Origin of the sequence: Pseudomonas flavocrustae, from assembly GCF_029872515.1 — a bacterium.
Lineage (GTDB): Bacteria > Pseudomonadota > Gammaproteobacteria > Pseudomonadales > Pseudomonadaceae > Chryseomonas > Chryseomonas aestiva.
In genome coordinates this window covers 994,218-1,001,685 of record NZ_JAPDIQ010000001.1, presented here as the reverse complement: position 1 = coordinate 1,001,685, position 7,468 = coordinate 994,218, and the positions used below count along the sequence as shown (strand labels likewise).

General features: G+C 66.9%; 6 protein-coding genes. 5 read left to right on the top strand and 1 reads right to left on the bottom strand.

Going from position 1 to position 7,468, the window contains the following annotated elements; all coding sequences use genetic code 11:
• Window positions 1–23: 23 nt before the first annotated feature.
• Genes OMP44_RS04640 through OMP44_RS04620 form a run of 5 tightly spaced genes read left to right on the top strand, consistent with a single transcriptional unit; the run spans window position 24 to window position 5,124 of the window.
• Window positions 24–830, top strand: a complete 807-nt coding sequence (locus tag OMP44_RS04640) for an ABC transporter substrate-binding protein (protein WP_017641252.1) — start codon at window positions 24–26, stop codon at window positions 828–830.
• A gap of 12 nt (window positions 831–842) precedes the next feature.
• The gene (locus tag OMP44_RS04635) at window positions 843–1,610 is read left to right on the top strand and encodes an amino acid ABC transporter permease (protein WP_187979482.1); all 768 of its coding nucleotides are present in this window, start codon (window positions 843–845) and stop codon (window positions 1,608–1,610) included.
• A gap of 2 nt (window positions 1,611–1,612) precedes the next feature.
• Complete coding sequence (locus tag OMP44_RS04630) at window positions 1,613–2,389, top strand: amino acid ABC transporter ATP-binding protein (RefSeq protein ID WP_187979483.1); 777 nt, start codon at window positions 1,613–1,615, stop codon at window positions 2,387–2,389.
• 13 nt (window positions 2,390–2,402) lie between these two features.
• Window positions 2,403–3,491, top strand: a complete 1,089-nt coding sequence (locus OMP44_RS04625; protein WP_280306740.1) for a polyamine ABC transporter substrate-binding protein — start codon at window positions 2,403–2,405, stop codon at window positions 3,489–3,491.
• 16 nt (window positions 3,492–3,507) lie between these two features.
• Window positions 3,508–5,124, top strand: a complete 1,617-nt coding sequence (locus tag OMP44_RS04620) for a gamma-glutamyltransferase family protein (RefSeq protein ID WP_280306738.1) — start codon at window positions 3,508–3,510, stop codon at window positions 5,122–5,124.
• 41 nt (window positions 5,125–5,165) lie between these two features.
• Here the strand turns inward: OMP44_RS04620 and OMP44_RS04615 are convergent, their stop codons facing one another.
• Entirely contained in the window at window positions 5,166–7,367 is a 2,202-nt protein-coding gene (locus OMP44_RS04615; protein WP_280306737.1) for an OsmC domain/YcaO domain-containing protein, read from the bottom strand.
• Window positions 7,368–7,468: the final 101 nt, after the last annotated feature.

Genomic DNA, 7,468 nt, shown 5'->3' with positions numbered 1-7,468 from the left:
CCCCCGTCCTTCCGGAGAAGACCATGACCCGCCACCGGCTTTCCTGCAGTCTGCTCGCCCTGACCCTCGTCGCCGGCTTCACCCAGGCCGCCCCGCAGATCCCCGAGCGCCTGGCCAAGGCGTCCAAGATCACCTATTGCGGCGCTCTCGACACCCCACCGATCGGCTTCTTCGACGAAGCCCAGAAGCCCAAGGGCCTCACCGTCGACCTCGGCGCCGAGATCGCCAAGCGCCTCGGCGACAAGAAGGTCGACTGGCGCGTGGTGCCCTTCTCCGGCCTGATCCCGGCGCTGCTGGCCGGCCAGTGCGATCTGCTGATCGACCAGCTGTTCGACAAGCCCGAGCGGCGCCAGGTGATCGACATCGTCAACTACATGTACTCCAGCCAGGCGGTGGTGGTGCCGGCCGGTAACAAGGCCGGCATCCACACCCTGGACGACCTCGCCGGCAAGAAGGTGGCGGTGCTCAATGGCTCCACCATCCGCACCCTGCTCGACGCCCACAACGAGGAGCTGAAGAAGGCCGGCAAGGCGCCCATGAAGCTGGTCGCCTACAACAGCGACACCGACGCCTTCCAGGCCCTGCGCCTGGGCCAGACCGACGCCTACGGCACCACCGTGGAAACCGCCGCCTACTACCAGGGCGTCGCGCCCGGCCAGTTCGAGACCGGCGTGCCGGCCTTCGCCCGCATCCTCACCGGGATCGGCGTACGCAAGGACGACAGCCAGCTCAGCAGCGCCCTCACCCAGATCCTCGCCGACATGAAGGCCGATGGCAGCTACGCCACCCTCATGGCCAAGTGGCACCTGGAAGGCGACAAGCTCGATTAAGGGAAGGCCACGATGAACTTCAGCTGGGATGTGTTCTGGCAGTACCTGCTGCACCCGAGCGACGTCTACCTCTACGGCCTCGGGCTGACCTGCGTCATCGCCATCGGCGCCATGCTGCTAGGCTGCGCGCTCGGCCTGCTGGCGGCGCTGGCACGGCTGTCGCGCTATCGGGCGCTGCAATACCCGGTGCGCTGCTATGTCTGGCTGATGCGCGGCACGCCGCTGCTGGTGCAGATCGTCTTCCTCTACACGGCCCTGGCGGCCGGCGGCATCTTTCGCTTCGAGGACCTGGACCTGGGCTTCCTGGTGATCCCGGGCAACATCCAGGCGGCCATCATCGCCCTGGGCCTCAACGAAGGCGCCTACATGGCCGAGATCATCCGCGCCGGCATCGGTGCGGTGGATCGCGGCCAGTACGAGGCGGCGCGCTCCCTGGGCATGACGCCGGCCAAGCTGATGCGCCGCATCGTACTGCCCCAGGCGCTGCGGGTGATCATTCCGCCGCTCGGCAACGAGTTCAACGTGATGCTCAAGAACACCACCCTGGTCAGCGTCATCGGGGTGCAGGAGCTGCTGCTCAGCACCCAGATGATCACCTCGGCGACCTTCCGCGTCTTCGAGCTGTACCTGGTGGTGGCCATCTACTTCCTGGTCCTGACCACCCTCTGGGGCTTCTTCCAGGCCTGGCTGGAGCGGCGCTTCGGCAAGGCCGACGGTCACCGACCCACCGCCACCGGCCGGCTGTTCAGCCTGCAGGGCTTCAAGCTACGGGGACGCTAGCCATGACGACCACGCAAGAATCCGTGATCCAGGCGCTGGAGGTGCACAAGGCCTTCGGCGAGCTGGAGATCCTCAAGGGCGTGACCCTGGAGGTGCGCCGCGGCGAGGTGGTGGTGCTGATCGGCGCCTCCGGCTCGGGCAAGACCACCTTCATCCGCTGCCTCAACCACCTGGAAGACATCCAGGGCGGCACCATCCGCGTCAACGGCGAGCTGATGGGCTTTCGCGAGCGTGCCGATGGCTCGAGAGTCAGAGACTCCGAGCGCAATATCGCCCGCCGCCGCCGCGACATCGGCATGGTGTTCCAGAGGTTCAACCTCTTCCCGCACATGACGGTGCTGGAAAACATCATCGAGGCGCCGATCCAGGTGCTGGGCGTGGCGCGGGCCGCCGCCGTGGAACAGGCCCGCGCCCTGCTCGCCCGGGTGCGGCTGTCCGACAAGGCCGAGCACTATCCGGCGCAACTCTCCGGCGGCCAGCAGCAGCGCGTGGCCATCGCCCGCGCCCTGGCGATGAAACCCCAGGCCATGCTGTTCGACGAACCCACCAGCGCCCTCGACCCGGAAACCGTGGGCGAGGTGCTGCAGGTGATGAAGGAGCTGGCCGAAGACGGCATGACCATGGTGGTGGTGACCCACGAGATGGGCTTCGCCCGCGAGGTGGCCGATCGCGTGGTGGTGCTGCACCAGGGCGAGCTGATCGAGGAAGGCCCGCCGGCCCAGGTGTTCGGCAATCCCACCCATCCGCGCACCCGCGAATTCCTCAGCCGCGTGCTCTAGACCGGAGACCTCCATGGCCGTTCGTCCCCTGCTGGCCGCCCTCGCCCTCTGCCTGACGCCCCTGACCCAGGCCGCCGAGTCCGAAGTGCGTTTCTACAACTGGTCGGACTACATAGGTCCGGACACCCTCAAGCAGTTCACCGAGGCCAGCGACGTCCAGGTGCGCTACGACGTCTTCGACACCAACGAGATGCTCGAAGCCAAGCTGCTGTCCGGCCACTCCGGCTATGACCTGGTGGTGCCGTCCAACCAGTTCCTCACCAAGCAGATCAAGGCGGGCGCCTACCAGCCACTGGATCGCAGCCGGCTGTCCAACTGGCAGCATCTGGATCCACGGCTCATGCAGCGCCTGGAAGCGGCCGATCCCGGCAATCGCTACGCTGTCCCCTACCTCTGGGGCACCGTGGGCATCGGCTACAACGCCGCCAAGGTGCGCGCCGCCCTGGGCGATGGCGCCCCGGTGGATTCCTGGGACCTGCTGTTCAAGCCGGAGAACCTGGCCAGGCTCAAGGGCTGCGGCGTGGCCCTGCTCGATGCGCCGCAAAAGGTCTTCGCCCAGACCCTGCACTACCTGGGCCTGGACCCCAACAGCCGGAAACCCGAGGACTACCGCAAGGCCTCCGCGTTGCTGCAGCAGCTCAAGCCGTCGGTGACCTATTTCAGCTCCAGCAAGTACATCACCGACCTGGCCAACGGCGACGTCTGCGTGGCCATGGGCTATTCGGGCGATGTCCTGCAGGCCCAGAGCCGCGCCAGGGAAGCCGGCAAGACCAGCGACGTGCGCTACGTGATCCCCAGGGAAGGCGCCAATCTCTGGTTCGACATGCTGGCCATCCCCAAGGACGCCAAGAATCCCCAAGGAGCCCTGGCGCTGATCGACTACCTGCTGCGCCCCGAGGTGATCGCCCCGGTCAGCGACTATGTCGGCTACGCCAATCCCAACCGCGACGCCACCGCCCTGCTCGATGCCAAGGTCCGCGACAACCCGGGCATCTACCCGAGCGCGGCCATCGCCGAGCGCCTCTACGTCTCCGCCGATCTGCCGCCGCAGATCCAGCGGCTGATGACCCGCGAGTGGACCCGCATCAAGACCGGACAATGACCTCGAAGAGCCTGCCATGCTGAATTTCTCTGCTCACGACTACCCCTATGCCTCGCAACGCCAGAGCGTCTTCGCGCGCAATGGCATGGTCGCCACCTCCCAGCCGCTGGCCGCCGAAGCCGGCATCACCATGCTGCGCCAGGGTGGCAACGCCATCGACGCGGCCATCGCCACCGCCGCGGCCCTGACCGTGGTGGAACCTACCGGCAATGCCATCGGCGGCGACGCCTTCGCCCTGGTCTGGGTCAAGGACCAGCTGCATGGCCTGGACGCCAGCGGCCATGCCCCGGCCAGCCTCGACATCGCCACGGTCAAGGCCGCCGGCCACGAACGCATGCCGGTGCACGGCTGGCTGCCGGTCACGGTGCCGGGTTGCCCAGCGGCCTGGGCCGAGTTGTCGCGCCGCTTCGGCAAGCTGCCCTTCGCCACCCTGTTCGAACCCGCGATCGCCCTGGCCCGAGACGGCTTCCCGGTGTCGCCGGTGGTCGCCTACCAGTGGCGCATCGCCCAGGCCGAGTACCAGGCCAGCCGGGACCAGGCGCCTGAGCTTGCAGCCTGGTTCGACACCTTCCTCATCGACGGCCAGGCGCCGGTCGCCGGCCAGCTGTTTCGCAACCCCGCCCAGGCCCGCACCCTGGAGGAACTGGCACAGACCCGCTGCGAGAGCTTCTACCGGGGCGCCATCGCCCAGCGCCTGGCCGAGCATGCCGCGGCCAGCGGCGGTCACCTGACCACGGCGGACCTGGCCGGCTACCAGCCGCGCTGGGTGGAGCCGATCAAGGTCGACTACCGTGGCTATCAGGTGTGGGAGATTCCGCCGAGTGGCCAGGGCCTGATCGCCCTCATGACCCTGAACATCCTCAAGGGTTATGACTTCGACCAGCGCGACAGCCAGCTCACCTGGCACCGCCAGCTGGAGGCCATGAAGAAGGCCTATGCCGACGGCCTGCACTACATCACCGATCCCGAGCACATGAGGGTCGCCGCCAGCGTCCTGCTGGACGATGCCTATGCCGAGCGCCGCCGCGCCGAGATCACCGACCAGGCCCAGCCGCCGCAGCATGGCGATCCCCAGGCCAGCGGCACCGTCTACATCGCCACCGCCGATGGCGAGGGCAACATGGTGTCCTTCATCCAGAGCGCCTACCACGGCTTCGGCTCCGGCGTGGTGCTGCCCGACAGCGGCATCGGCCTGCAGAATCGCGGCTCGGAATTCAGCCTGGATGCCGGCCACTCCAACGCCCTGGCGCCGGGCAAGCAGACCTTCCACACCATCATCCCGGGCTTCCTGAGCAAGGGTGACGTGCCTATCGGCCCCTTCGGCGTCATGGGTGGCTACATGCAGCCCCAGGGCCACGTGCAGATGGTGATGAATCTGGTGGACTTCGGCCTGAATCCCCAGGCGGCGCTGGACGCCCCGCGCTGGCAGTGGCTGGGCGAGATGAAGGTCGGCATCGAACAGGCCGCTTCGCGGGCCCTGGCCAGCGGCCTGGCGCGGCGCGGTCACCAGATCGAGATCGCCCACGACTCCACCGATTTCGGCCGCGGCCAGATCATCGTCCGCGATCCGCAGACCGGCGTGCTCTGCGGCGGCACCGAGCCGCGCGCGGATTCCCATATCGCGGTCTGCTGACCGCCGGAACGGCCCCGCCCGGCTCCGGGCGGGGCGCCCCCTCAGAGCGCGATACCAGCCGCCCTGGCCCGCGCCGCGTGCAGCTTGCGATAGCTGTCGATCAGCCGCAGGTGCTTGTCGAGGCCTTCCAGCCCGAGGCTGGTGGGCGTCAGGCCAGGGAAGCGCACCTTGCCCGAGACCGAACCCAGGGCGGCGTCCAGGCGCTCCTCGCCGAACATCCGGCGGAAATTGACTTCGAAGTCGGCCAGTTCCAGTTCGTCGTCCATTTCGACTTCCAGCACCGCATTGAGCGCCTGGTAGAACAGACCGCGCTCCAGGGTGTTGTCGTTGAACTGCAGGAAGGTCTCGACCTCTTCCTTGGCCTCTTCGAATTGCTGCAGCGCCAGGTGAATGAGCAGCTTGAGCTCCAGCACGGTCAGCTGGCCCCAGACGGTGTTCTCGTCGAATTCCACGCCGATCAGGGTGGCGATGCGGGTGTAGTCGTCCACCTGGGTATCGTCCAGGCGTTCGAGCAGGGATTCCAGGGCCGCATCGTCCAGCTGGTGCAGCGTGAGGATGTCCTCGCGCACCGCCAGCGCCTTGTTGGTGTTGTCCCAGATCAGGTCCTCGACCGGATAGATCTCCGAATAGCCCGGCACCAGGATGCGGCAGGCCGGCGCGCCCAACTCCTCGTACACCGCCATGTAGGCTTCCAGATCCCGTTCGGCGAGGATGCCGAACAGGGTGGCGGCCTCTTGGGCGGTGGCGTCTTCGCCCTCGCTGGAGAAATCCCAGTCGACGAACTCATGGTCGGCCCTGGCGCTGAAGAAGCGCCAGGAGACCAGGCCGCTGGAGTCGATGAAGTGCTCGACGAAGTTATTCGGCTCCATCAGCGCCTGGCTCTCGAAGGTCGGCTGCGGCAGGTCGTTGAGGCCCTCGAAGCTGCGGCCCTGCAGCAATTCGGTGAGACTGCGCTCCAGGGCGATCTCCAGGCGCGGATGGGCGCCGAAGGAGGCGAACACCCCACCGGTGCGCGGATTCATCAGGGTCACGCACATCACCGGGAATTCGCCACCCAGGGAGGCGTCCTTGACCAGCACCGGAAAGCCCTGGGCTTCCAGGCCGCGGATGCCGTCGACGATGGCGGGAAACCGGGCCAGCACCTCGTCAGGAACATCCGGCAGGGCCAGCTCGCCTTCGAGGATCTCGCGCTTCACCGCCCGCTCGAAGATCTCCGACAGGCACTGCACCTGGGCTTCGGCCAGGGTGTTGCCCGCGCTCATGCCGTTGCTGAGGTAGAGGTTCTCGATCAGGTTCGAGGGGAAGTACACCACCTCGCCATCGGACTGGCGCACGAAGGGCAGCGCGCAGATGCCGCGCGCCACGTTGCCGGAGTTGGTGTCGTGCAGGTGCGAGGCGCGCAGCTCGCCTTCCGGGTCGTAGAGCTTGCGGCAATAGCGGTCGAGGATCTCCCGGGGCAGCGCGTCCTTGGGCCCGGGCTGGAACCAGCGCTCGTCGGGGTGGTGGACGAAGGCCGCGTTGCCGATGGCCTCGCCCCAGTACTGGTCGTTGTAGAAGAAGTTGCAGTTGAGGCGTTCGATGAATTCGCCCAGCGCCGAGGCCAGGGCCGCTTCCTTGGTCGCGCCCTTGCCATTGGTGAAGCACAGCGCCGACTGCACATCGCGCAGGTGCAGCGACCAGACGTTAGGCACGATGTTGCGCCAGGAGGCGATCTCCACCTTCATGCCCAGGTCAGCGAGGATGCCGGAGAGCTTGGCGATGGTCTCTTCCAGCGGCCGGTCCTTGCCGGGGATGTAGGTTTGGCTACCGGTATCGCTGGGCAGCAGCAGGGCCTGGGCATCGGCGTCCAGACTCTCCACCGCCTCGATGATGAAGTCGGGACCGGCCTGCACCGCCTTCTTCACCGTGCAGCGGTCGATGGACCTGAGGATGCCCTGGCGATCCTTGTCGGAGAGATCGGCAGGCAGCTCGACCTGGATCTTGAAGGTCTGCTTGTAGCGATTCTCCGGGTCGACGATGTTGCTCTGCGCCAGGCGGATGTTGTCGGTGGGAATGTCGCGGGTCTGGCAGTAGAGCTTGACGAAATAGGCCGCGCAGAGCGCCGAGGACGCCAGGAAATAGTCGAAGGGCCCCGGGGCCGAGCCGTCACCCTTGTAGCGGATGGGCTGATCGGCGATCACCGAGAAGTCGTCGAACTTGGCCTCGAGCCTCAGGTTGTCGAGAAAATTGACCTTGATTTCCATGCACAGCATTCCGGTTTGGAGACAGATTGGCCGCCATTATCCGGACAAAGGGGCGCGGGCGATATGCAGGCCGTCGTCTCGCGGACCCCGGGGCAGGCCTC

Excerpts from the sequence above, each read along its gene's own strand:
- OMP44_RS04630 (WP_187979483.1), top strand. The coding sequence starts at position 1,613 with ATGACGACCACGCAAGAATCCGTGATCCAGGCGCTGGAGGTGCACAAG.
- OMP44_RS04615 (WP_280306737.1), bottom strand. The coding sequence starts at position 7,367 with ATGGAAATCAAGGTCAATTTTCTCGACAACCTGAGGCTCGAGGCCAAG.
- OMP44_RS04635 (WP_187979482.1), top strand. The coding sequence starts at position 843 with ATGAACTTCAGCTGGGATGTGTTCTGGCAGTACCTGCTGCACCCGAGC.
- OMP44_RS04620 (WP_280306738.1), top strand. The coding sequence starts at position 3,508 with ATGCTGAATTTCTCTGCTCACGACTACCCCTATGCCTCGCAACGCCAG.
- OMP44_RS04640 (WP_017641252.1), top strand. The coding sequence starts at position 24 with ATGACCCGCCACCGGCTTTCCTGCAGTCTGCTCGCCCTGACCCTCGTC.
- OMP44_RS04625 (WP_280306740.1), top strand. The coding sequence starts at position 2,403 with ATGGCCGTTCGTCCCCTGCTGGCCGCCCTCGCCCTCTGCCTGACGCCC.